Source organism: Cellulosilyticum sp. I15G10I2 (genome assembly GCF_900095725.1).
Taxonomy (GTDB): Bacteria; Bacillota; Clostridia; order Lachnospirales; family Cellulosilyticaceae; genus FMMP01.
Genome location: NZ_FMMP01000006.1, coordinates 548,216 through 571,076, shown reverse-complemented (window position 1 = coordinate 571,076; position 22,861 = coordinate 548,216). Strand labels below are relative to the sequence as shown.

Annotated in this window: 24 protein-coding genes; 3 read left to right on the top strand and 21 right to left on the bottom strand. The window is 33.4% G+C overall.

All coding sequences use genetic code 11. The annotated features are described in order from the left end of the window. Positions 1-8: 8 nt before the first annotated feature. The 20 genes from nrdR to lgt form a co-directional block, all read right to left on the bottom strand. Complete coding sequence (gene nrdR / locus BN3326_RS02685; protein ID WP_069997564.1) at positions 9-467, bottom strand: transcriptional regulator NrdR; 459 nt, start codon at positions 465-467, stop codon at positions 9-11. A 57-nt stretch (positions 468-524) separates the two neighbouring features. Further along, positions 525-788, bottom strand: a complete 264-nt coding sequence (locus BN3326_RS02680; protein ID WP_069997563.1) for a YlmC/YmxH family sporulation protein — start codon at positions 786-788, stop codon at positions 525-527. 27 nt (positions 789-815) lie between these two features. Further along, positions 816-1,589 (bottom strand): RNA polymerase sporulation sigma factor SigG, encoded by a 774-nt coding sequence (gene sigG / locus BN3326_RS02675; RefSeq protein WP_069997562.1) that lies wholly within the window; start codon positions 1,587-1,589, stop codon positions 816-818. Between the two features lie 84 nt (positions 1,590-1,673). Next, complete coding sequence (gene sigE, locus BN3326_RS02670) at positions 1,674-2,426, bottom strand: RNA polymerase sporulation sigma factor SigE (RefSeq protein ID WP_069997561.1); 753 nt, start codon at positions 2,424-2,426, stop codon at positions 1,674-1,676. Between the two features lie 11 nt (positions 2,427-2,437). Next, entirely contained in the window at positions 2,438-3,304 is an 867-nt protein-coding gene (locus BN3326_RS02665; RefSeq protein ID WP_069997560.1) for a sigma-E processing peptidase SpoIIGA, read from the bottom strand. 127 nt (positions 3,305-3,431) lie between these two features. Next, positions 3,432-4,541, bottom strand: coding sequence for a cell division protein FtsZ (ftsZ, locus tag BN3326_RS02660; protein WP_069997559.1), 1,110 nt, complete (start codon positions 4,539-4,541; stop codon positions 3,432-3,434). Between the two features lie 57 nt (positions 4,542-4,598). Continuing rightward, positions 4,599-5,315 (bottom strand): cell division protein FtsQ/DivIB, encoded by a 717-nt coding sequence (locus tag BN3326_RS02655; RefSeq protein ID WP_069997558.1) that lies wholly within the window; start codon positions 5,313-5,315, stop codon positions 4,599-4,601. A gap of 6 nt (positions 5,316-5,321) precedes the next feature. Further along, a complete protein-coding gene (gene murA, locus BN3326_RS02650) occupies positions 5,322-6,572 on the bottom strand; it encodes a UDP-N-acetylglucosamine 1-carboxyvinyltransferase (RefSeq protein ID WP_069997557.1) in 1,251 nt (416 codons plus the stop codon). 73 nt (positions 6,573-6,645) lie between these two features. Next, entirely contained in the window at positions 6,646-7,854 is a 1,209-nt protein-coding gene (locus tag BN3326_RS02645; RefSeq protein ID WP_083258479.1) for an FtsW/RodA/SpoVE family cell cycle protein, read from the bottom strand. 5 nt (positions 7,855-7,859) lie between these two features. Further along, on the bottom strand, positions 7,860-9,233 hold the full coding sequence (murD, locus tag BN3326_RS02640; RefSeq protein WP_069997556.1) for a UDP-N-acetylmuramoyl-L-alanine--D-glutamate ligase: 1,374 nt from the start codon (positions 9,231-9,233) through the stop codon (positions 7,860-7,862). A 14-nt stretch (positions 9,234-9,247) separates the two neighbouring features. After that, entirely contained in the window at positions 9,248-10,201 is a 954-nt protein-coding gene (gene mraY, locus BN3326_RS02635; protein WP_069997555.1) for a phospho-N-acetylmuramoyl-pentapeptide-transferase, read from the bottom strand. Continuing rightward, complete coding sequence (locus BN3326_RS02630) at positions 10,191-11,579, bottom strand: UDP-N-acetylmuramoyl-tripeptide--D-alanyl-D-alanine ligase (RefSeq protein WP_171903747.1); 1,389 nt, start codon at positions 11,577-11,579, stop codon at positions 10,191-10,193. Before BN3326_RS02630 ends, mraY begins: the two co-directional genes overlap by 11 nt. Further along, positions 11,579-13,030, bottom strand: coding sequence for a UDP-N-acetylmuramoyl-L-alanyl-D-glutamate--2,6-diaminopimelate ligase (locus tag BN3326_RS02625; protein WP_069997553.1), 1,452 nt, complete (start codon positions 13,028-13,030; stop codon positions 11,579-11,581). Before BN3326_RS02625 ends, BN3326_RS02630 begins: the two co-directional genes overlap by 1 nt. Positions 13,031-13,093: 63 nt before the next feature. Beyond that, the gene (locus BN3326_RS02620; RefSeq protein WP_069997552.1) at positions 13,094-15,043 is read right to left on the bottom strand and encodes a penicillin-binding transpeptidase domain-containing protein; all 1,950 of its coding nucleotides are present in this window, start codon (positions 15,041-15,043) and stop codon (positions 13,094-13,096) included. A gap of 67 nt (positions 15,044-15,110) precedes the next feature. After that, a complete protein-coding gene (locus BN3326_RS02615) occupies positions 15,111-17,267 on the bottom strand; it encodes a penicillin-binding transpeptidase domain-containing protein (RefSeq protein WP_069997551.1) in 2,157 nt (718 codons plus the stop codon). 14 nt (positions 17,268-17,281) lie between these two features. Next, positions 17,282-17,710, bottom strand: coding sequence for a hypothetical protein (locus BN3326_RS02610; protein WP_069997550.1), 429 nt, complete (start codon positions 17,708-17,710; stop codon positions 17,282-17,284). A 16-nt stretch (positions 17,711-17,726) separates the two neighbouring features. Further along, on the bottom strand, positions 17,727-18,665 hold the full coding sequence (gene rsmH / locus BN3326_RS02605) for a 16S rRNA (cytosine(1402)-N(4))-methyltransferase RsmH (protein ID WP_069997549.1): 939 nt from the start codon (positions 18,663-18,665) through the stop codon (positions 17,727-17,729). Positions 18,666-18,676: 11 nt separating this feature from the next. Further along, the gene (gene mraZ, locus BN3326_RS02600) at positions 18,677-19,105 is read right to left on the bottom strand and encodes a division/cell wall cluster transcriptional repressor MraZ (RefSeq protein ID WP_069997548.1); all 429 of its coding nucleotides are present in this window, start codon (positions 19,103-19,105) and stop codon (positions 18,677-18,679) included. A 162-nt stretch (positions 19,106-19,267) separates the two neighbouring features. Next, a complete protein-coding gene (locus BN3326_RS21850; protein WP_171903746.1) occupies positions 19,268-19,429 on the bottom strand; it encodes a hypothetical protein in 162 nt (53 codons plus the stop codon). A gap of 112 nt (positions 19,430-19,541) precedes the next feature. After that, positions 19,542-20,393 (bottom strand): prolipoprotein diacylglyceryl transferase, encoded by an 852-nt coding sequence (gene lgt, locus BN3326_RS02595; RefSeq protein ID WP_069997547.1) that lies wholly within the window; start codon positions 20,391-20,393, stop codon positions 19,542-19,544. Between the two features lie 134 nt (positions 20,394-20,527). Between lgt and BN3326_RS21845 the strand changes: the two genes are divergently transcribed. The 3 genes from BN3326_RS21845 to BN3326_RS02580 all read left to right on the top strand — a co-directional run bounded on the left by BN3326_RS21845 (position 20,528) and on the right by BN3326_RS02580 (position 22,307). After that, positions 20,528-20,695: a hypothetical protein gene (locus BN3326_RS21845; protein WP_171903744.1), complete on the top strand. Its 168-nt coding sequence runs from the start codon at positions 20,528-20,530 to the stop codon at positions 20,693-20,695. Positions 20,696-20,862: 167 nt separating this feature from the next. Then, positions 20,863-21,957: a redox-regulated ATPase YchF gene (gene ychF / locus BN3326_RS02585; RefSeq protein WP_069997545.1), complete on the top strand. Its 1,095-nt coding sequence runs from the start codon at positions 20,863-20,865 to the stop codon at positions 21,955-21,957. A 140-nt stretch (positions 21,958-22,097) separates the two neighbouring features. Then, a complete protein-coding gene (locus BN3326_RS02580; protein WP_069997544.1) occupies positions 22,098-22,307 on the top strand; it encodes a hypothetical protein in 210 nt (69 codons plus the stop codon). A gap of 95 nt (positions 22,308-22,402) precedes the next feature. Here BN3326_RS02580 and BN3326_RS02575 read toward each other — a convergent pair whose 3' ends face one another. Further along, on the bottom strand, positions 22,403-22,861 hold the full coding sequence (locus tag BN3326_RS02575) for a GerW family sporulation protein (protein ID WP_069997543.1): 459 nt from the start codon (positions 22,859-22,861) through the stop codon (positions 22,403-22,405).

Genomic DNA, 22,861 nt, shown 5'->3' with positions numbered 1-22,861 from the left:
ATAGTTTTTTACCTTTTTAATTTCTTTATATCTTCAAGTTCAATAATAAACTCCTCTATACTTGTAAATTGTTTATAAACAGAGGCAAATCTTATATAAGATACTTCATCTAATGCTTTTAATCTTTTCATTGCCATCTCTCCAATAATTGTAGATGAAAGTTCCTTACTCTCCATTACTCCTATCTGATTTTCGATTTCATCTACTAGCAGTTCTATTTGCTCTAAAGTTATGCTTCGTTTATTACATGAACGTAATATACCTTTTAGAAGTTTATCTCTATCAAAAGGTTCACGAGTCATATTCTTTTTAACAATCATAATAGGAATAGTTTCTATCTTTTCATATGTAGTAAATCTCCTATCACACTTTTCGCATTGTCTTCTTCTTCTTATGGACTCATTATCATTTACGGGTCTGGAATTAAGCACTTTTGAGGCACTATACCCACAGTAAGGGCATTTCATTTATAATATCCTCCTAGTTTTTATATACTCAAAGATATCATATATTTAAAATAAAAGTCAATACTCACTCTCTTTCAAATACTCATCTACATCAATCTCTATAAGTATAATATCTTCACCAATCTTTTTAATTTTATCCCAAGGAATAGCATATTCTAGGTTTTTCCCAAATATCCCCATAATTTTACTTGGCCCTGGTACAATTACCTTGTTAATTTTACCCTCTTTCCAATCCAATTCTACATCACAAATATACCCTAAACGCGACCCATCTACAGTGTTAATAATCTCCTTATGTTTCATATCTGCAATTCTCATCATCACTAATCCCCCCAATAATAAATATCTCTATATATATTTTTTCATATGCTTTAATGCTGTCTTTTCTAGCCTTGATACTTGTGCTTGAGAAATCCCTATTTCATTTGCAACTTCCATTTGTGTCTTACCTGAAAAAAATCTTAACATTAATATTTGCTTTTCTCTGTCATTTAGTCTTTTCATCGCTTCTTTTAACGCAATATTTTCTAACCAGATGTCATCTTGACTCTTTTCATCACTAACTTGATCCATAATATATAACGTATCACTTTCATCATGGTAAACAGGCTCAAATAAAGATATAGGATCCTGAATAGCATCTAATGCAAATACAATATCTTCTTTTTTAATACCAAGCTGCTCTGCAATTTCTTGAATACTAGGTTCTTTTGAGTTTTTCCTAATAAGTTGTTCTTTAGCCTGAAGTGCTTTATAAGCTATATCTCGAAGTGATCTACTGACTCTAATAGAATTATTATCTCTAAGATACCTTCTTATTTCTCCAATAATCATAGGTACTGCATAGGTCGAAAACTTTACATTCTGAGATACATCAAAATTATCTATTGCTTTGATGAGGCCTATACAACCTACTTGAAACAAGTCATCTACATGTTCACCTCTATTATTAAATCGCTGAATAACACTGAGCACTAATCTTAAATTTCCCCTAATATACTCTTCTCTTGCAGCATTATCTCCATTCTGTATTAATTTAAATAAGATATCTTTTTGTTCTGCTGTTAATATAGGTAATTTTGCAGTATTTACGCCGCAAATTTCAACTTTATTTATAGCCATATCACATGCCTCCTAGTTATACTACTCCAGCACAAGTTAAGTCTATAGATATATTTTCCATAATCCATTTATTTATTCAAATCCTTAGCTCATTCTATTAATTTCCTTTTTTAATCTCAATATAATCTTTTTTTCCAACCTTGAAATATAGGATTGAGAAATACCTAATAAATCAGCAACTTCTTTTTGTGTTTTTTCCTTCCCTTGAGTACTAAATCCAAATCTTAACTCTACAATTTCTCTTTCACGCTCTGATAATTTCAGAAGTGCTTGCTGTAATAAATTTTTATCAACTTCTTCCTCAATATTTCTGTAGATAATATCTGGCTCTGTACCTAGAATATCCGATAATAATAGTTCATTGCCATCCCAGTCAACATTAAGCGGTTCATCAATAGATACTTCTGTTTTGAGCTTATTCGTTCTCCTTAAAAACATTAGTATCTCGTTTTCTATACATCTTGAAGCATATGTAGCAAGTTTAATCTTTTTGCTTGGTTTAAAAGTATTAATCGACTTAATGAGGCCTATTGTACCAATAGATATTAAATCTTCCATATGAATGCCCGTGTTTTCAAATTTCCTAGCAATATATACAACAAGTCTGAGATTCCGTTCTATCAGCACGGTTTTGACTTGCTTAACTTCTTCTTCACATTCTTCAAGCTCTGATAACTGCAAAATAAGTGCTTCTTCTTCTTCTCTTGTCAATGGAGGCGGAAGGACTTCATTCCCACCTATGTAATGCAGCGCACTAGGATACTTGCATATAATCTTAAGTATCAGTATTCTTACTTTTTGCTTTAATATTTTAGTCCACCATTCTACTATTCTCATCTTCGTTCCTCCTAATTTAATATAAAATCTGGATGAAGTAGTGCATTATATGATTTATCATTAAAAATATTATTGAATGATATAGCAACAATACATTTATCAACACTCTTCTTAAAATGATTTTTGTAAATATTAACTTGATCAACTTCAATTCCTAAAAGTATTCCCAACTTACATCCAACACTATTAAAAGGAATGATATATGAGGGCATAAAGTCGCTAGAATATGCAAGCTCCAAAACATTGTTTTTATATTTGCTTAATACGAGTATTTGCTTATCTGTAAATAGTTCTTTAAGCGCATCGTAAGTTACAACAATAACCGGTTTATGACCTATAGGTGTATAGAGACAATTACCCGTATCCAAAATAGATTTAATCCATACCTCTTTATCAGTATTCTTAATTTTTATGTCATATTCAAATAAAGGAAGTATCATTCTTTTTCTAATTTTATTAAAAGAGATATAAATAATAAGTGTTATACCTAAAGCAATGATTATAAGCCAAAAAATGCTTATTGTATGAATAGGTGTTTTATCTTTAACCATAAACCACGTTGTAAACGTTGCGCCGCCTATAGTACACGCTACACCCATACAAACTAAGTAGATTTTTGCAAATTCTTTAAGATGGCGCGGCCTATAAAGATATAGTATTGATAATGTAGGTACAAATAAAGCATATAAAACATAGGGTATACTTTGTAAAATCGGTACACATACAAGCATGCAATAGATCAATGCCGCTATGATGCTGGCTATAAATATTCTAACCTTTCCAATAGACTTATTAAGTATCATAGTCGCTGTATAAAATACCATCATATCCATAACTATATTAATTAAAAACAGTATGTCAATATAAACAACATACACATGATCACCTCAAGTATCATTTAATTTGCTGAACAGTTATATTGTAAAGCAATTAATTTACAAATTTTGTAAAATTTATAGAGTAGTTAAAAAAAAAGATACGACAATATCGTATCTTTTTCTTATTCTATCTATTCCTTCTTAGAAATTGTGGTATTTCTACTTGAATATCTTTGATAGGTGTGAATTTCTCTTCTTTAAAAGTATTAGCTGGCCTTTGTGGTTTAGCCTGTGTTTCCACTTTAAGCTTCTGTACTGGTTCAAAACTATGCATATTCACGTCTGCATTTTGAAAATCTGTAGCAATGACAGTAATAATAATTTCATCTCCTAAATCATCATTAATAGATGTTCCAAAAATGATCTCTGCATCTGGATCAACTGCCTCTCTTATCAGGCTCATTCCCACGTTGGCTTCCATAAGCCCAAGTGTTTCTCCTCCGCACATATTAACTAGAACACATCTCGCACCATCAATACTCGTATCTAATAATGGACTGCTGATTGCATATTTAACAGCTTCTTCAGCACGATTTTCACCCGTTGCCTTACCAATTCCCATATGCGCAACGCCTTTACAGTTCATAATTGTTCTTACATCTGCAAAATCCAGATTAATAATCCCAGGATTTGATATTAAATCTGTTATACCTTGGACTCCTTGCTGTAGAATATCGTCTGCTTTAGTAAATGCATCTACCATTGTTGTCTTTTTATCTATGACTTGTAAAATTTTATCATTAGGAATTACAACTAACGTATCAACACTTTGTTTAAGTTCAGCTATTCCTTTTTCAGCATTAATCATTCTTTTTCTGCCTTCAAAGCTAAAAGGTTTTGTAACTACACCCACTGTAAGAATGCCTTGATCTTTAGCAATACTTGCAATAACCGGCGCAGCCCCAGTACCTGTTCCTCCGCCCATACCAGCTGTTATAAACAGCATATCAGCCCCTTTAATAGCTTGTACGATCTCTTCCCTGCTTTCTTCTGCGGACTTAGTGCCTATTTCCGGATTTGCTCCAGCCCCTAAACCTCTCGTAATTTTTTCACCAATTTGTATTTTAGTTGGTGCTCCTGATCTTGCCAAAGCTTGATGATCAGTATTTACAGTAATAAATTCAACTCCAGCAAGTCCCTTTTCAATCATTCTGTCAACAGCATTATTTCCTCCGCCGCCAACGCCTATGACTTTTATTTGAGCGCCTTGTAATTCATTTTCCCATATTTCAAGCAAAATAAACTCCCCCTTCATCAGAAGTATCATCATATTTTAATTTATAATCATTATCTTTTATGTAATAGGACTAAGTATAGCCTGTCCATTTTTTATATTGGATAAATCTAAAACTCCCATGTCATACACTTCATGTGTTTGAATAAGCCACTGGAGTTTTTTGTCAAAATCCCCTATATTCCCAATTATAACATCTAAATTATCAACATACAAGTGAATTTGTTCAAGGTTATAAATGTCAATAATCTTAACTTTTTTTTCATAATTATATTTTTTCAAGCTGCGTATAATCTGCAAACTACATAGTAAGTAATCTTCGTTTTGAATAGGCAAAGCTTCCCCTACCTTATATTCACTAAAATCCAGTCCTTTAATAATAGGAAGTGAAACCTCCTTTTTATTTGTCTGTTCTATAACTTGTCCTTGCTCATCTAGGCAAAGATATGTCCCCATAAAAGGAACATACCCTAAAGGTTCTCTTTCTAATATTTTAATGCTGATATGACTTGGAAAAACATATTTTACTGCCACTTCTTTAATATAGGGCAGTTTTAATAAGTTGTTTTTAACTTCCTCAAATGATATATTAAGAATATGTTTATCTTTTATCTCACATAAATTGACTATTTCTTCATCTGTGTACCAATTATTACCTTCAACTTCAATACTTGTTATATTCCAAATAGGAAGTGTTAAAATAATACTTATTAATACGACAAACATTATGCCCATATATACTTTTTTCTTTAGTGAATTTCTATTATATTTGTTCAAATATAACTATTCCTCCTCTTGTATAGATGCTCCAATACTTCTTAAATCCAAAGCAATGTTTTGGTAACCTCTTTTTATATGGTGAATATTTTCTACCACTGTTATGCCTTGTGCACCTAGTCCAGCTAATACCAAGGCCGCTCCGCCCCTAAGATCTTCTGCGTATACGCTTGTTCCCATTAGAAAAGGCGTCGGCTTTATAATAGCTATTCTGCCTTCTATATTGATATTTGCGCCCATTCGCATAAGTTCATATGCAGGCTTAAATCTCGCTTCAAACAAATTTTCTTTAATAATACTCATCTCATTACACGTGCATAAAAGCGCCATCATCTGAGACTGCATATCTGTTGGATATCCCGGATATGGTTCTGTAATAATATTAACGCCTTTCAACTTTTCAGGTGCAATCAATGTGACTTGATCAATCTCTTCAATAATCGTACATCCTACTTCTTCAAGCTTTGATAATGTAGCCCTTAGGTGATTCGGATTAATGTCTTTTAAAGTAATTGTTCCACGGGTAATAGCGGCAGCAACTAAATAAGTCCCTGCAATAATTCGGTCTGGAATAACTTTATAAGCTACTGAATGTAACTTTTTTACGCCTTGAATGTATATCGTTTCTGTCCCCGCACCAGATATCTTAGCTCCGCAAGCGTTTAAATAGTTTTGCAAATCAACTATCTCTGGCTCTCGTGCTGTATTATAAATAACGGTATCCCCTGCTGCTAAGGTAGCTGCTAACATTATATTTTCAGTTGCACCTACACTTGGAAAATCAAGATGAATTTTAGCGCCTCGAAGGTGTGAACTCTTGCAAATAATAAAACCGTGCTCTTCAGTAACTGTAATGCCCATTTTTTTAAAGGCTGCTAAATGTAAATCTATAGGTCGTGCACCTAATGGACATCCTCCCGGATAGCTAATCCTAGCTTTCCCAAACTTTCCTATTATAGCACCTAATAATATAATAGAAGAGCGCATTTTCCTTACTAGTTTTTCTGATATGTCATAACTTTGTATCGTACTAGTATCTATAATCAATGTTTTATTATCCCATTTAATTTGGCAACCTAATTGTTGTAAAATTTCTATCATAATCTCTACATCTAGTATCTTAGGACAGTTATAAAGATATGTTACATTTCCACTTAATATGGTTGCTGCTATAATTGGCAGAACTGCATTTTTACTTGCATCAATATGCAATTCACCTTCTAGACGCTTACCTCCATGAATAATGTATTTACTCATTTTAGGGCACCTCCTGAAATAGGTAAGCTTCTATAAAACCATTTTATTCCTTCAAGTGGAAATTTGTTACATATTACTTATTAACCTTTTGAATATTAGAAGTTGTTGATATATTTAAGAGTAGTCCTAAAGTTCCAAGCAGAACAGCAAGGGCAGTCCCCCCATAACTAACTAACGGGAGCTGCATACCAGTTGTAGGAATAGTATTTGTGTTTACAGCTACATTAATAAGTACTTGTATGCCTACCATAGTCGATATACCTACAGCAACCAGCGTTCCAAAATAATCAGAAGCTCTGACTGCTATAACTAGCCCTCTTATTACTAAAATAGTATAACCTAAAAGTAATGTAACTGCACCAATAAGTCCTAATTCTTCACATATAACCGCAAAGATTATATCATTGTGTGGTTCTGGCAAAAAGCCTTGTTTTTGTATACCTTTTCCAAGCCCTACTCCAAATATCCCTCCAGACCCTACAGCATAGAGCGATTGTATAGGTTGATATCCCTTATCTTTAGGATCTAACCAAGGATCTTTCCATACTCTGATTCTATCTAAACGATATGATTTAAGAATATCTTTTACAATAGGCGTAGTAAGCTCTTGACCTGGCTCTGTAGTCATTGCAAGGGAATACACCCCTACTGCCAGACCCACTCCAATCAGTGCGAATACCACATAATACCATATTTTAGAACTTGTAATAAAAATTATCATAATGCCTATAAAGAAGACAACGATTGCTGAACTTAAGTTTTCAATTGCAACAATACCTGTTGGTAAAAGCACAATTCCCCATGCCCTTGCTATGTATTTAAATTTATTCATTTCTTTTCTATGTTTGATAATATAAGCAGAAAGCATAATAACAACACCTATTTTTGCTATTTCTGAAGGCTGAAAGCGCGTAAATCCCAAATCAATCCACCGCGTTGCACCGTTTACCGTCTGCCCAATAAACATAACGCTGACAGATAGTATAAGACTTATAATATATATTGAGCTGGCCAATATCATGTTTGAGAATATGCGGTAGTTAAACTTAAACGTTACCCACAACATCACAACAATACCCACTAAACCTATAACCAATTGTTTCATTGCAAAAGCAGATGGGGCATTACCTCTTACAGTTGCATAGTAAAAGCTCGCACTATAAACCATTATAATTCCAAAACCAACTATTATTAAAATAATAGCTATTAAAATTGCATCTGGTGTATTTTTTGATATCTTTTTTCTCTTCTTTGTAAGGTTAGCTGCTGTTTGTGCAGTCATTATCTTCACCCTTCCAAATGATTTACGATTTCCTTAAATAGATCCCCTCTTTGCTCATAACTTTCAAACATATCCCAACTTGCACATGCAGGAGATAGGAGTATGCATTCTCCTTCACTGCCTTCCTCATAAGCTGTAACAATAGCATCATTAAAATTAGCGAATATTTGTGTTGATGTATAGCCTTCTTCTATGCACTCTCTTACAATCTGCTCTTTTGTCTCTCCAATAACATATACTTTTTTAACATGCCCTGAGAAAAGCCTAATCCAATCTTTAAATGTTGTATGCTTATCCATCCCTCCAGCGATAAGCCTTATAGGTTTATTAAGGCTACTTAGTCCTATAAGTCCAGCTACTGCAGCATCTGTATTGGTTGCTTTAGAGTCATTAAAAAAATCTATTCCTTTCTTAGTTGTCACATATTCTGTACGATGCGCAACACCTTTAAAGGTTATTAATGAATTTTTAATAATATGTAGTGGTACTCCAAATGCCGTTGTAATAGCTACTGCTGCTAAAGCATTTTCTACATTATGTGTCCCTTTTATTTTAAGCTCTTCTATACTGCATATAAAGTTTTCTTTACCATTAATATTTTCGTATAAACCATTGCCTATTAAATAGGCTCCTCGTTCTGGAACATCCTGCAGCGAAAATTCAATATATGTTCCCTTTGCCTTTTCCTTAGCTTCTTTAAAATAAGTGTCTTTTATATTAAGTATACAAAAATCATCTTTATTTTGGTTTTTAAAAATGTTATATTTGCAATGACAGTAGTTCTTCATGGTATGATGTCTATTAAGATGATCCGGCGTAATATTGAGCAGTGCACTTATCCTCGGATGAAAAAACTCTATTGTTTCAAGCTGAAAACTACTCACCTCAGCAACAACTATCCCCGTTTCTGGTATACTAAGAACTTCCTCGCTAAATGCTTTTCCTATATTACCTACAACATATGTGTGGGGATTATATTGCTTAAATATTTCTCCTACTAAAGTTGTTGTTGTTGTTTTGCCATTTGTTCCTGTGATAGCAATAATAGGGGCCTTACAAAAACGAGATGCAAATTCAAGTTCTCCAATAACCTTTATATCTTTTTCTCGTGCTTTTTGAATCACATCAATTTCTAAAGGTACCCCGGGACTCACTATAACTAACGTAAAATCGCGAACATCTAGCAACTCTCCTAAGCAAAATGTAACACCTTGATCTTGCATCCTGTCTATTTCTTGCTGCATAGAAATATGCCACTCTGAATAGGGTTTATGATCATAAATACATACCTTAGCCCCCTGGCTTAAAGCGAGTTTGGCCGCCCCTATTCCACTTCTCGCATTACCTACTACTAAAATATTTTTATCCTTAATATTCATTATTTCACCTCCATTTATAAGGCAATAAGCCCTATTAAACACATGATTGCTGTAATCACACAAAATACTGTAACAACTTTAGTTTCAGGCCACCCACTTAATTCAAAATGGTGATGTATAGGGGCCATTTTAAACAATCTTTTTCTTGTTTTCTTAAAATAAGCTACCTGTAAAATAACAGAGATATTTTCAATAACATAAATAATTCCAACTATAAGAATAAACAACGGCATTTTCATAACAAAAGCTGTAGAAATCACAAATCCACCTAGTGCAAGTGAGCCTGTATCGCCCATAAACACTTTAGCCGGATAACTATTAAACAGCAAAAAACCAAGCAAACTTCCAACTGCTGCCGCTGCTATTGGAAGCACATTGCTATATGTGGCCCAAGCAATAGCTGCAAAGTAGGTTGCTACTAATACTGTTACCCCAGATGCTAAACCATCCAAGCCATCTGTTAGATTAACTGCATTTACCACGCCTAACACTGCTATCCCTAAAAATGGCCAAAATAACAAGCCTAATTCTAATTCACGACTTCCACTGAAGGGAAGTATAGTACTTGTGTCTAATCCCAAATAGTATTTTAATAAATAAGCAAAAACACAAGTTCCTATAATTTGAGCAATTATTTTTTGACTAGCCGTGAGTCCTAGCGACCTCTTTTTTACAATTTTTATATAGTCATCTATAAATCCTATTAATCCAAACGCCACTGTTACAAAAAGTATAATTTGAACTTCTTTATTTCGAATAACAAATAATAAGCTCGTTAAAACAATACTGGTTAGAATAATAATGCCTCCCATTGTTGGCGTTCCTGACTTTTTAAGATGGCTATCCGGACCATCATTTCTTATATGCTGACCAAATTTAAATTTTTGTAATAATGGAATAATAAAAGGACTTATTACGATATTAAGAAAAAATGCTATTAAAACTGCGTACAATGCCTCATTTTTCATCACACTTCACCTTTCCTACTGCTTCTACCATCTCTTCAAAATGCATACCTCTGGATGCTTTAAACAAAATAGTATCTCCTGAATGGACTATGTTTTCTATGTCACTTAAAAATTCATCTTTTGTAGCAAAATATAAGGTTTGCATAGTTGTAGAAACATTATTTGCTCCATTATAGATATGTTCTGCTAACTTCCCTACAGCACATAGTAAATCTATATTTGCTAAACTTGCATACTTCCCTACTTGTTCGTGAAGATTTGCAGCGAAGCTCCCCATTTCTAACATATCTCCTAAAACAGCTATTCTACGCCCGGTTACTGGATACTCTTTTAGCACTTTAAGCGCCGCCTCCATTGAATCTGGGCTTGCATTATAGGTATCATCCATAATAGTAATTTTATTATCATAAGTTTTAATATGCATTCTCATTTGACTGGGCTGATAAGAAGCTAGCCCTTTTAGTATTTCATCTCTAGTAAGTCCCAGCTCTTCAGCAATAGCTATCGCTGCAAGTGTATTATAAATCATATGTTCGCCTAAAGCCGAAATAGCAACTTGATAAAATGCATTGGGTGTAAAAACTTCTGCAGTTGTTTTATCAGCTTGACTTATTATATTTTTCGCATAATAATCTTGATGATCTTTCATACCATATCTAATAACTTTAAAAGATTTCTCTTCTATAGTACTTAGTAAGTCGTTATCTCCATTAATTATTAAGAGCCCATCACTATCTAATCCATCTAATATTTCTAACTTTGCTTTTAAAATCCCTTCTCTGCTGCCTAAATTTTCTATATGAGAAGTCCCTATATTAGTAATTACCCCAATTTGTGGACATGCAGTTAAACTTAATTTGTGTATTTCTCCAAAATGATTCATACCCATTTCTACAACAGCTACTTCATGATGCCTTTCTAATTTAAATAATGTAAGAGGTAATCCTATTTCATTATTATAGTTTCCCGCGGTCTTATGCACATTAAATCTAGCACTCAATACTGCCGCAATAATCTCTTTAGTACTTGTTTTACCAACGCTGCCTGTAATCCCAATTACTGGTATTTGAAATAGGCTTCGATAATACTTAGCTAATCTTAAAAGTGCTTCCTGAGTATTTTCAACATAAATAGTACATAGTCTTTCGTCTTTGATAACAGGGTACTCTGTCAATGTTGCTACAGCTCCCTTTTCAAAAATATGAGGAATAAATTGATGTCCATCAAAATTCTCTCCTTTTAAAGGAATAAATAAACTACTGAAGCCAATTTGACGAGAATCAGTACTGATTGACTGAACTATATTATTGTCAAGTCTATTAGGATTTAAACACTTACCTTGAAGCGCTTCAAGAATATCCTGCAAACGTAGTTCCATCATTTTTCCCCCTGCATATATTCTTTAACGACCTCACAATCATCAAAATGAATAATTCTATCCTTTAAAATTTGATAATTTTCATGGCCTTTACCTGCAATTAAGACAACATCTCCTTCTTTCGCTTGCCCAAGGGCCTGTAAAATCGCTTCTTTCCTATCTTCCATCTTAATATATAGGGTATCCATGTCCTTCAATCCTTCTTCGATTTCATCTATAATTTGAGTAGGGCATTCTGTACGTGGATTATCAGAAGTAATAATCACTTTATCAGAATACTTGGCTGCTATCTCACCCATAATAGGACGCTTAGTTTTATCTCGATCTCCACCACAACCAAACACTGTAATAATATCTCTTTTAGCAAATTGTTTCATTGTCATTAATACATTTTCTAAACCATCTGGTGTATGCGCATAATCTACAAGTACGCTATATCCTTTTTGAGATGTAAAAGATTGCACTCGCCCTGGAACGCCCTTAACATTTGCAAGTGCATCGATAATATGCTCGATAGGCACACTCAAATGAATAGCTGCTACAATAACTGATAATGTATTGTAAACAGTAAATTTCCCTGGAATAGGTACTTTAACATTATACCTTCCTTGCGGACATACTAACGTGTATTCAACTCCCGCAGCAGTAATTGTAATATCAGAAGCTCTATAATCTGCCTCTTGATCTATGCCATAAGTAATCATATGACATGTAGCATTCTGTTTCATAACATCTGCATAGCTGCTATCACAGTTAATAATCCCAATATCACATAACTTAAATAGCTTAGCTTTTGCATCAGCATAATTTTTCATATTCTCATGAAAATCTAGATGATCTTGTGTTAAATTTGTAAAAATACCTATTTTAAAATTACACCCATCCACCCTATTTAATTCTAAAGCATGGGATGATACCTCCATTAATGCATAAGTGACCTCATGCTCTAGCATCTTATAAAAAATAGCTTGCAAGTCAATAGATTCTGGCGTCGTACGTTCAGCTTTTAAAACCATATTGCCTATTCTATTTTCAATCGTACCAATTATGCCGATCTTTTTATTGTAACTTTCTAGGATTTGACCTAATAAGTAAACAATACTCGTTTTGCCATTTGTGCCTGTAACACCTACTAAATTTAACTTTCTTGAAGGATGTTCAAACATATTGTTAGCTATAACTGCCATAGCACTTCTTGTATTTTCTACTTTAATTATAGTAATACCTTGAGTTTCACAGATAGTATCTTTTTGAACAACTAGGGTTTTAGCCCCATTTTCAATAGCTGCTTCAATAAATTGATGCCCGTCTGTCTTAAATCCTTCTATAGCAATAAACAACCCACATTTTGTTTTAATACGCGAGTCGTAGATAATATGATCTACCTCTTGTTCTAAATTTCCGCTAATACATTGATACTGCAAGCCAACTACCAGATCTTTTAGCTTCATGATAACCCTCCTATTTCTATTTCCTAGTTATTATATCATGAGTTATACAGATTAAAAAGACATCTATTCTGTATAGAGTATAATTTTACTAGTTTTATTAATGACTTCCCCTGGCATAGGAAATTGTGACTTAACATATTCTCCATCGCCTTCTATTTGGACAATAATGCCCTGCTTATAAGCAAAATCTTTTACATCTTTAACTTTCATGTTCTCAAACTGAGGCACTTCGATAACTTTAACCTCCTCTAGCTCTACTTCTTTTTCATTATATACCAGGGCAATACCTAAGTAAGGAAGTGCATTGGCAAGCACTTCTTTCATAACAGGTCCTGCTACCGTTCCCCCATAATATACCCCTTGGGGTTCATCAATAATGACAAGACCCATAATAACTGGATTTTCTGCAGGTGCAAATGCCAAAAATGATGCTATGTATTTACCAGATCCTCTAGGGAGTTTTTGTGATGTAGCTGTTTTCCCCCCTATTCTATAGCCGGGAATATAGCTTTTATTGCCAGTTCCTTCTGATACTACACTTTCTAATATTTTTTTTAATCGTTCACTTGTCTCTGAAGAAATGATTTGGTTGCCTTTTTCATAGTTAAAAACTTCAATCACATTACCTTCTGAATCTATAACTTCTTTTCCAAAGTGAGGTGTTACCATATAGCCGCCATTAACGGACGCAGAAGCCCCGGCAAGAAGCTGCATGGGCGTAATTTGAAAAGACTGACCAAATGACATTGTAGCAAGCTCTACTGGACCAATTTTATTTTTGTTATGTAATATCCCTATAGCCTCTCCAGGCAAATCTATGTTTGTTTTTGACTTAAACCCAAACTTAATCATAAAATCATAGAATTTACTTGCTCCTACCCGTTCTGCAATATCCATAAATACAGGATTACATGAATTTTGAACGCCTTGTACAAAATTTTGGCTTCCATGTGAACGCGGACTTCTCCAACATTTTATCGTTCTTCCTGCAACTACACGGCTTCCACCACAATTAAAATTACTTTCTTCAGTCACTACATTTTCTTCAAGGCCCATAGCTGATGTAAAGATCTTAAATGTGGATCCCGGTTCATAAGTATCGTTAATTGTAAAGTTTCTCCACATTTGATTAAGAAACTCCTGCTGTTCTTTTTCAGTATACATACTCCAGCTATTTAAAAGCTCCTGATTGTTTATCTGAAAAGGCTCATTAAGATTAAAATCTGGTTTATTAGCCAGTGCATAAATTTCTCCGTTCTGCGGGTTCATTAAAATAATAGCGCCACGCTTAGCCCCTTTGAGTGCAACAACCTTTTCTAATGCCTGTTCTGCATACTGTTGCAGTGTAACATCCATTGTAGTTACCAAATGATTACCATTTACAGGATTAATTCTCATTTCAGCAACTTCATCTCTTCTTTCTCCCCGTCCATTTGTTTCCATTAAAATTTTCCCAGGATTTCCTTTAAGATATGTATCATACTTCACTTCAAGTCCTATTATACCTTGATTATCTTTTCCAACAAAACCAATGGTATGAGAGGCTAAGTTACTATATGGATAAAACCTTTTTGAATCTTCATCTACCTTTACTCCTGGTAAATTAAGATTACGAATTTGATCTGCAGTATCTTTATCTACTTTGGTAACAATTCTTTCAAAAGCAACCTTTTTTGTTACTTTTTTATAAACGGCATTATAATCCATATTAAGTCTTTCAGCTAATATTTTGGAAACCATTTCAGCATCCTTAATTTGAGCATTAACTATGCCAATTGTTGCTACAGATCCGCTTTGAGCAAGAATATCTAAGTTTCTATCATAGATTATACCTCTAGTCGGAGCTATAAGTCTATCTCTTGTATGTTGTTCAAGTGCCCTATCTTGCAATAACTTTCCTTCTACAATTTGCACATACCCCAGTCTTATAGACATACCTATCGTAATTACTAAAAAACCCATCATCAAAAGAAAAATTCTTCTTTTTATACCAATCGACACTTCTTTTTGCATGTAAAATCTCCTCCTTTAAAAGTTGTCTTACCTAAATTGTATTTTAAAGAAGGAGTCATTATTCACATTATTCTGAGGTTATTACAATTATCTGGCTGTTTTTTTCAATTTTATGTCCCGCCTTTGGAAATTGTTTAACAACAACTCCCCTGCTATCTTGATTAATCACAAAAGTATCTTTCACCAAAAGTTTTGCTTCTTCTACTGTCAACCCTTGTAAATCTGGGATTTGCATAATACTTTCTGGTGTTTCAGTTTGAACATATAACTTTACTATAGAATTTTTAGGTAAATAGGTTCCTTCATTGGGATACTGTGAAGTAATCTTTTTTCCTACACCTATAATTTCATACGCTAACCCCTCATGAGAGAGCAGTTCACTTGCCCTATAGATATCTGTATTAGTAAGCTGTGGCATTTTACTTAACTGCGCATCTCCTATCTGATTACTATTTGCAAGATCAATCTCCAAATAAGGCAAGATATTAGTCATCATTTCTTTAAAGGCCCTAGCAGGTGCCCCTGTCCCTTCTGGAATTTCATCAAATACAATCAAGCCAACAACTTGTGGATTATTAATAGGCGCATAGCCTAGAAACGACAAAACATACTTCTCATCTTCAAGGGGTCTCTTTTGTGCAGTTCCCGTCTTGCCTCCTACAGTATAGCCATTAATATTTGCATGAATGCCTGTTCCTTCATCAACAACTTTTTTAAGATAGTTAACTAAAAGTCTAGAGGTTTCCTGTGTAATGACTTGCCTTTTTGTTATTGGCTTTGCTTTGTAAAGCATCTCATCTTTATCACTTATAATTTGTGAAACAACATAAGGCTGTAATAAGTATCCGCCATTAATAATAGAGGAAAAAGCGGTAATAAGCTGCATAGGGGTACTGGTAAAGGTTTGACCGATGGAATAAGTGGCTCTTTCTATAGGCCCTAGCTTCTGATGGAGCTGTCCTTTTTCTTCTCCTGGCAGTCCGATATCTGTAGGTTGACCAAACCCATAGCGTTCCATATATTTCAACAGTGTCTCTGAGCTCATTTTCTCAACAATTTCTAACATTGCTACGTTACAAGAGTTGGCCAGTGCTTGTTCTAATGTCTGTTCCCCATGCCCCTCTCTTTTCCAGCATCTAATAGGGGCTACTCCCTGTACGACTACTTTAGTGCCATTACATATATATTTTTGCTCAGGGTTCATAATACTTTCATCTAAAGCAGCAGCTACAAGTAAGGGCTTAAAAGTTGAGCCTGGTTCATAACTATTTTGTATCGTATAATTTCTCCATGCACTATTTAAGCGTTCCGCTTTTTGGCTGTCTGTTAGTGATTCCCAGATTTCCTTTCCCAACTGCTCTTCTAAAACATTATAATGACTTGGATTAAAACTTGGATAAGAAAACATACTATAAATCTCTCCAGTATTAGGATTCATAATAATAGCCGCAGCATTTATTGGATTAAATTCTTTTATGTATTTATTCATAGTATTTTCTACATATTGCTGAATAACTTCATCAATTGTTAAAACAACTGTAGCACCATTTTCAGCAGGTTTAATTTCAGTTGTAATAATTTGTTCATCTTGCAACTGCGAAAAAATTCTTCCTGCCTTACCTACTATATAATCATTATACTGTTGCTCAATACCATACTGTCCTTCACCATTTTTATTGTAAAACCCAATAAGTTGTGACGCAAATTCTCCTTTTGGATATTTTCTTGTAAAACTCTCTTCAAACCAAACACCTTTCAAAGATTTTTGTTTTAAGGGTTCAATAATATCGGCGTCGATATTTTTAACCAAAATGCTATATCTTGATCTAGGACTTGCTTCAACAAACTTTTTTATCTCTTCTTTTGACCTCTTTGCAACCTCTGAAAGTGTTTGATAAATACTTTCTTGTTGACTTTCTTGTAATTCTAGTACCATTTTAGGATCTAAAATAACATGATAGGATAATACACTAGCAGCAATAGTTTTATTATTTCTATCAACTATCGCTCCTCTTTGAGGATTAATTTGTCCATCTTTACTCATCATCCTATTCAACACTTGCTTTTGATAATCTTTGCCATTATATATTTTAATAGCTGTTACTTGATATCCCATATAGCCCATAGCACTTATAAAAAATAACCCTATAAAAAATATACGCCTATTAAGGCGTTTTCTAGACAGTATTAAATTATTTTTCTGATTTCTAATTTGATCTCTCATATACTTTCCCCACTTTATTTATCATATATAGTATGACTTTGTTTAGGCAGTTGTATATATACAATTTGATGTGGTAATGGTTCACTCATACCGAGTTCTCTTGAGGCTCTGTATTTAATATAATCTAAGTTAAGCTTTTCAGATATTTGAGACTCAGTCAAACTGATTGTACTTCTTAGCGCTCTTATCTCATTTTTAACAGTTTGCAACTGTCCTTGTCTAGTAATAAGCGTAGAATACATATGAATGTATACAAAAGCACACACAAATACGGTCATCCCGCATAAGCTTAATTTAAGTCCAAAAACGACATCTATCTTTTTTTGAGGCTCTACAGCCGGTCTGTATTCCGGTTCAACATGAGGCCTTGGTAGGGGTTGATAATAATTTTCAGCTTCACTGCCATATTGATAGGTATATCTTGTTTGTGTACTTAGTGCCATTAGCTATTCCCTCCTATTATAGTTTCTCAATGATCCTTAGTTTAGCGCTTCTTGAACGTGGATTTCTTTCAACCTCTTCATCAGATGGTAAAATAGGTTTTTTAGTAATAAGTTTTACTTGCTGAGTTTGTCCACATATACAGATAGGAAAGTTCTTCAAACAAGTGCATGGGTCTTCAAGCTTTTTGAATACATGTTTAACTATTCTATCTTCTAAAGAATGAAAAGTAATAACACATAATCGTCCACCTGACTTAAGTTTTTCTACAATATGCAATAAAGTTGGTTCAATAATTTCTAATTCTCTATTGACAGCAATTCTAATCGCTTGAAAAGTACGTTTAGCCGGATGAGGGCCGTCTTTTCTTGCGCCGTGGGGTATAGCTTTTTTTATAATATCAACTAATTCGTAAGTTGTATGAACAGAACCTATGTTCTCTCTATGCTGGATAATAAAGCTTGCAATGCGCTTTGCCCACTTCTCTTCACCATATTCTTTGATAATTCTAAATAACTCATCTTCTGATAGTTCATTAACAACGTTATAAGCTGTATACGTATCCTCTTGATTCATTCTCATATCTAATGGCGCGTCATGCATATAAGAAAATCCTCTTAGCGGTTCATCTAATTGATGAGAGGAAACACCTAAGTCTATTAGCATACCATCTATACTCTGAACTTCCAAATTATCTAAAATAGTACTTAATGCTTCAAAATTACTATTTACAATAGAAACTTTAGGATTTACATCTTTTAACCTCTCTTGTGAAACAGCCAAAGCATTTTTATCCTGATCAATACCTATAAAATGTCCATCTTTAGAAAGGTGCTTGCAAATCTCAAGCGCATGTCCAGCCCCTCCTAATGTACCATCCACATAAATACCATTAGATTTAATTGCTAATCCTGATATACATTCATCGCGTAATACAGATATATGCTCAAATTTCATATTAATCCCCTTTATATTCCCAATTCTTCCATTTGCTCCGCAATGGTCTCAGCATTAAATTCCTCTTCATTATAATTATCCCATTTATCAATCGACCATATTTCAATACGGGTACTCATACCTATAAATACTATGTCTTTTTCAATCTCAGAATATACCCTTAAATTATTAGGAATAAGTATTCTTCCTTGTTTATCTGAATTACATTCTATTGCTCCTGATAAAAAGAAGCGGACAAACTTTCTTGCTTGCGTATTAGTAAGTGGAAGTTGTTTAAGTTTTTGTTCAAAGAGCATCCATTCAGACAAAGGATAGATAAATAAACATCCATCTAATCCTTTTGTTAGGATAAAATTATCTCCTAACTTTTCTCTGTATTTAGCAGGTACAATAACTCTTCCTTTTTCATCTAAACTATGTTTATATTCTCCAATAAACACTTACCACTTCACTCCACTTCTACCCACTTCTCACCATTTTCTTTTATTTTATGCCTTTCTAGCATAAAATTCAAGTTAAATTTGAATAAATATAAATTTCTTTATTTGAGAACAAAAAAAGAACTAACCTATTCATGAGGCTAGTCCTTAATTCTGCTAAAATTAATTATTATTAAGACTTCTATAATACTTAACAATTTCTTTATCTAGTTTTAAGCTAAGTGTATAGAGTGGTTTAGTGTTATACCTTGATGTGCCAGTTGAGCCCAAAAGTCTGTTTAAATTTTCCTGCATAAATAAGATATTCTTTTTCATTTCTTTCATATCAAATCCCCCTTAAAAATAAAACAAAAAAACAAAGAAAATAATTTATATATTTCCTATTATAATATCTTATATGGAAGAAATCAACAATTATTCTTATTTTTTGGATAATTTATGACTTATTGGAATAGTTTCGACACATTTTTATACCAATTATTCCCATAATTATGGATAAAATGGCAACAACTTGTGAGATTGCTATTTGTGTATTTCCAAGCAGAAGCTGATCTGTCCTTAATCCTTCTATCCAAAACCGCCCTATTCCATAACCTATTAAATATAATAAAAATATCTCTCCATATGCCTTTCTATATCTTCTGTAAATAAGCAGCAAGATCAGAAGTCCTATATTCCAACATGACTCATAAAAAAAAGTAGGGTGTACTTGTATATATTGCTCTCCAAAAGCTACTTGTAAATTATTTAGTATGTTTTCTGAAAAAGGAAGCTTTGCTTCAGTTTTCAATATTCTCATTGCGAATAAACTATTTGTATAATCTCCGAAAGCTTCTTTGTTTGCAAAATTGCCATATCTTCCAATAGCTTGTCCTAATACTAGACCATATGTGGCACAATCAGCAAATAACCAAAATTTAATATTCTTTTTCTTTGTATAGATAATAGCAACAATAACAGATACGATAACCCCACCATAGATGGCCAAACCACCTTGCCTAATATTAAATATCTGTAATAAATTATCCTTATAATAACTAAAGTTAAAAATAACATAATAGATGCGTGCACCAATAAGTGCAAAAATAATGTTATATAGAATAAAATCAATCATGATTTCTGAGTCTAGGCCTTCTTGGCGTGCTATATAACTTGCTAACACTGTGCCTAACAAAATACCTGTTGTTATAATGAGTCCGTACCAATAAATAGATACACCAAAGATTTCAAATGCAGCAGAATTAATATTAAACTGAAGATTTAGATGTGGAAAATATATATTTGGCATAACATTCCTCCTTTTCATCCTCATATTATAGAGTATTTACAGACTAATGTAAATGTCTCAGTTAATGGAGAATAAATATGTTCTCTTTTATCTATAATAAGCATGTAGTATTTCATATATTAGGAGGTTATATTATGGTATCTAAAGCAAGGCACTATCGTGTTGTATCCCGCAATAAAAATGATTCTGAGAAACCAATACTATCTATTAATGAAAGTAATTTATTACTCTTATCATCTTTAGCTTTAATTATATGGATTTTTGGTATTATAATAGGATGTGTATTATCGCATAATAAATAAAACTGCATTTTATTGCAGTTTTATTTATTATGCGATAATATATAGAATGTAATAATATATCATATGTATATGCAGAAAATAGGATAATGCTATCATTTAAACATTATGCTCTAAGATGTAATGATCAGCATATAAATGTTTATTTGCTTTAAGGAAGGATGAATTATATGAAACTTGGAATCGTTGGGCTCCCTAATGTAGGAAAAAGTACTTTATTTAATGCGTTAACAAAAGCAGGTGCAGAGTCTGCAAACTATCCATTCTGTACAATAGAGCCAAATGTAGGAGTAGTTGCAGTGCCGGATGAAAGATTAAATGTTCTTAATGAGATGTATCAGTCACAAAAAATCGTTCCAGCTATTGTTGAATTTGTTGATATAGCAGGTTTAATTAAAGGTGCAAGTAAGGGTGAGGGACTAGGTAATCAATTTTTATCTCATATAAGAGAAGTAGATGCTATTGTACAAGTTGTCAGATGTTTTGAAAATGAAAATATCGTTCATGTAGATAAAACCGTTAATCCTATTCGAGATATCGAAACAATTAACTTAGAACTTGCATTTGCAGATATGGATGTTCTGGAGAGAAGAATTTCAAAAACAAATAAAACAGCAAAATCTGATAAATCTTTAGCGCAAGAACTTGAAATACTCCAAAAGGTGTATAAGACATTAGAAGAAGGTAAGTCTGTAAGAACATTACTGGGGGAAGATGCAGATACTGATGCATTTATTAAATCCCTAGGCCTTATTACATCAAAACCCGTGTTATATGCTGCAAATATCTCAGAAGATGATCTAATTGGACAAATAGAAAATGATTATGTTAAACAAGTCCGCACTTTTGCTGCTACTGAAGGATCTGAAGTTTTTGTAGTTTGCGCTCAAATTGAGCAAGAACTTTCAGATTTGCCCGATGATGAAAAAGAACTTTTCTTACAAGACCTAAATATTACTTCTACAGGCTTTGACAGACTTATTGCTGCAAGTTATAAGCTACTGGGATTAATAAGCTATCTTACTGCTGGTCCTCAGGAAGTACGTGCATGGACTATTACTGTGGGGACAAAAGCACCTGGAGCAGCTGGTAAGATCCATTCAGATTTTGAAAGAGGATTTATCCGCGCTGAAATTGTTAATTTCCATGACTTAGTCAACTCTGGTTCTTACACAGCTGCAAAAGAAAAAGGACTCGTTCGTCTAGAAGGCAAAGAGTATGTTGTTCAAGATGGTGATATTATTTTATTTAGATTTAACGTATAATAGATTATTCCCCTTAAGCACCTCAAAATGATACTTTAGAGGTGCTTTTATGTTATCTTTCTTAAATTGCAAAAATTTATTGCATAAAACAACCTTCTGTAAGGAAAAATAAAACTAGAAATTAAAAAGGAGGAATAAAGATGCATTTAAATACTAGAGATACCGTGCTAAAAAAAATGCTGGACGCTCAAGAAAATGTACGTGATTACGAATCATTTTCTAAACGACTAGATGAGTCAAATGATTCATACGCCGTGGAAGTTAAAAACATGTTTAAAGAGTTTGCAGAAGAATCAGGTTTTCAAGCGCAGAAATTAAAAGAAGTCCTTGAAAAATATGATAGTCGATAAAATATCCACCACTAGATTTTTTTACTGATTTTACAATAATGATGACAAAGGAGCAACTAAAATCTAATTGCATTTTAGTTGCTCCTTTGTCATCATTATTCTTGCATTTTATGATACTCATCTTCTGAGTCTTTTTTATTTGTTTCTTTTGAATGAGTGGCATCATTTGAAAACTTTGCCATAAAATCCGGTACTTTTGAAATAAGTCCAGGAATCATATCAATAAGTTTTGTCACACTATCTTGACTCTTAATACTTATAAGCTGAGTGGTTCCATTTTGGATAACAAGCATGGCACTTGGACTAATTTTAGCGCCGAGACCACCTGCTCCCGCATCTGTTCCTCCATCAACGTGTCTTTCCTTTTCTTTGTTTCTTTCACTAAACTTTGAACTTGCAGTTGAACCTGCTGCAACACCGAAACTCACATCAACCAGTGGTACCAAAATAGTATTGTCAATATGAATAGGTTCTCCCACTACTGTTTTAGTTGTAATAAATCCTTCTAATTTTCCTATTAATCCGCTTAAATCTTGATTAAGTTTTTCCTGCAT

Coding starts and splice junctions, on each gene's coding strand:
- BN3326_RS02580 (WP_069997544.1), top strand. CDS start 22,098: ATGCATTTAAATACTAGAGATACCGTGCTAAAAAAAATGCTGGACGCT.
- BN3326_RS02645 (WP_083258479.1), bottom strand. CDS start 7,854: ATGACTGCACAAACAGCAGCTAACCTTACAAAGAAGAGAAAAAAGATA.
- BN3326_RS02620 (WP_069997552.1), bottom strand. CDS start 15,043: ATGCAAAAAGAAGTGTCGATTGGTATAAAAAGAAGAATTTTTCTTTTG.
- ychF (WP_069997545.1), top strand. CDS start 20,863: ATGAAACTTGGAATCGTTGGGCTCCCTAATGTAGGAAAAAGTACTTTA.
- murD (WP_069997556.1), bottom strand. CDS start 9,233: ATGAATATTAAGGATAAAAATATTTTAGTAGTAGGTAATGCGAGAAGT.
- BN3326_RS02625 (WP_069997553.1), bottom strand. CDS start 13,030: ATGAAGCTAAAAGATCTGGTAGTTGGCTTGCAGTATCAATGTATTAGC.
- BN3326_RS21845 (WP_171903744.1), top strand. CDS start 20,528: ATGGTATCTAAAGCAAGGCACTATCGTGTTGTATCCCGCAATAAAAAT.
- murA (WP_069997557.1), bottom strand. CDS start 6,572: ATGAGTAAATACATTATTCATGGAGGTAAGCGTCTAGAAGGTGAATTG.
- BN3326_RS02615 (WP_069997551.1), bottom strand. CDS start 17,267: ATGAGAGATCAAATTAGAAATCAGAAAAATAATTTAATACTGTCTAGA.
- rsmH (WP_069997549.1), bottom strand. CDS start 18,665: ATGAAATTTGAGCATATATCTGTATTACGCGATGAATGTATATCAGGA.
- BN3326_RS02575 (WP_069997543.1), bottom strand. CDS start 22,861: ATGCAGGAAAAACTTAATCAAGATTTAAGCGGATTAATAGGAAAATTA.
- BN3326_RS02610 (WP_069997550.1), bottom strand. CDS start 17,710: ATGGCACTAAGTACACAAACAAGATATACCTATCAATATGGCAGTGAA.
- sigE (WP_069997561.1), bottom strand. CDS start 2,426: ATGAGAATAGTAGAATGGTGGACTAAAATATTAAAGCAAAAAGTAAGA.
- lgt (WP_069997547.1), bottom strand. CDS start 20,393: ATGCCAAATATATATTTTCCACATCTAAATCTTCAGTTTAATATTAAT.
- sigG (WP_069997562.1), bottom strand. CDS start 1,589: ATGGCTATAAATAAAGTTGAAATTTGCGGCGTAAATACTGCAAAATTA.
- mraY (WP_069997555.1), bottom strand. CDS start 10,201: ATGAAAAATGAGGCATTGTACGCAGTTTTAATAGCATTTTTTCTTAAT.
- nrdR (WP_069997564.1), bottom strand. CDS start 467: ATGAAATGCCCTTACTGTGGGTATAGTGCCTCAAAAGTGCTTAATTCC.
- BN3326_RS02630 (WP_171903747.1), bottom strand. CDS start 11,579: ATGGAACTACGTTTGCAGGATATTCTTGAAGCGCTTCAAGGTAAGTGT.
- BN3326_RS02680 (WP_069997563.1), bottom strand. CDS start 788: ATGATGAGAATTGCAGATATGAAACATAAGGAGATTATTAACACTGTA.
- BN3326_RS21850 (WP_171903746.1), bottom strand. CDS start 19,429: ATGAAAGAAATGAAAAAGAATATCTTATTTATGCAGGAAAATTTAAAC.